Origin of the sequence: Pseudonocardia charpentierae, assembly GCF_031845345.1 — a bacterium.
GTDB classification, from domain to species: Bacteria; Actinomycetota; Actinomycetes; order Mycobacteriales; family Pseudonocardiaceae; genus Pseudonocardia; species Pseudonocardia charpentierae.
Map to the genome: position 1 here is coordinate 1 of NZ_JAVREJ010000095.1, position 945 is coordinate 945.

The 945-nt window shown below is 70.8% G+C and carries 1 protein-coding gene; it reads right to left on the minus strand.

Annotated elements, in window-relative coordinates; translation table 11 throughout:
- The coding region (locus tag RM445_RS32010) for a UDP-glucose dehydrogenase family protein (RefSeq protein ID WP_311560606.1) at positions 1 to 945 on the minus strand (945 nt) is incomplete at both ends.

Consider the following 945-nt stretch of genomic DNA (forward strand, 5'->3'; position numbering starts at 1 on the left):
CGTCCCAGCGCCCGGTAGCTCCAGCCGGCCGCCTCCCAGCGGGTCCGGTCGAGCGCGTTGCGGCCGTCCAGCACCCGCTTCTGCCGGACCACCCGGCCGAACGCGACCGGATCCAGGTCGCGGTACTGCTGCCACTCCGTGAGCAGGAGAACCGCATCCGCCCGCTCCGCCGCGTCTTCCGGCGAGTCGGCGTAGTCGAGCTGCGGCCACATCTTCCGGCAGTTCTCGATGGCAGCAGGGTCGGCGACCCGCACGGTCGCGCCCTGCAGCTGCAGCTGCGCGGCCACGTTCAACGCCGGCGAGTCGCGGATGTCGTCGCTGTTCGGCTTGAACGCGGCACCCAGAACGGCGATCCGCTTGCCGAGCAGACTGCCGTCGCAGACCTCCCGGGCCAGCTCCACCATCCGGATCCTGCGCCGCATGTTGATGTTGTCGACCTCGCGCAGGAACGTCAGCGCCTGGTCCGCCCCCAGCTCGCCGGCCCGCGCCATGAACGCCCGGATGTCCTTCGGCAGACAGCCCCCGCCGAACCCGAGGCCGGCGTTGAGGAACTTCCGGCCGATCCGGTCGTCGTAGCCGATCGCATCCGCGAGCTGCTTGACGTCCGCGCCGGTCGCCTCGCACAGCTCGGCCATCGCGTTGATGAACGAGATCTTCGTGGCGAGGAACGAGTTCGCCGCGGTCTTCACCATCTCGGCCGTGGCGTAGTCGGTGACCACCTTCGGCGTCCCGTCGGCCACGATCCGCGCATAGACCTCGTCGAGCAGGGCGTGCGCCGTCGAGGCGTCGTCGCCCTCGGGCAGCCCGTAGACGAGCCGATCGGGGTGCAGGGTGTCCTCGACGGCGAACCCCTCGCGCAGGAACTCGGGGTTCCAGGCCAGGATCGCGTCGGGGACCTTCTCGTGAACCAGCTCGGCAAGCCGCGCGGCCGTCCCCACCGGCACG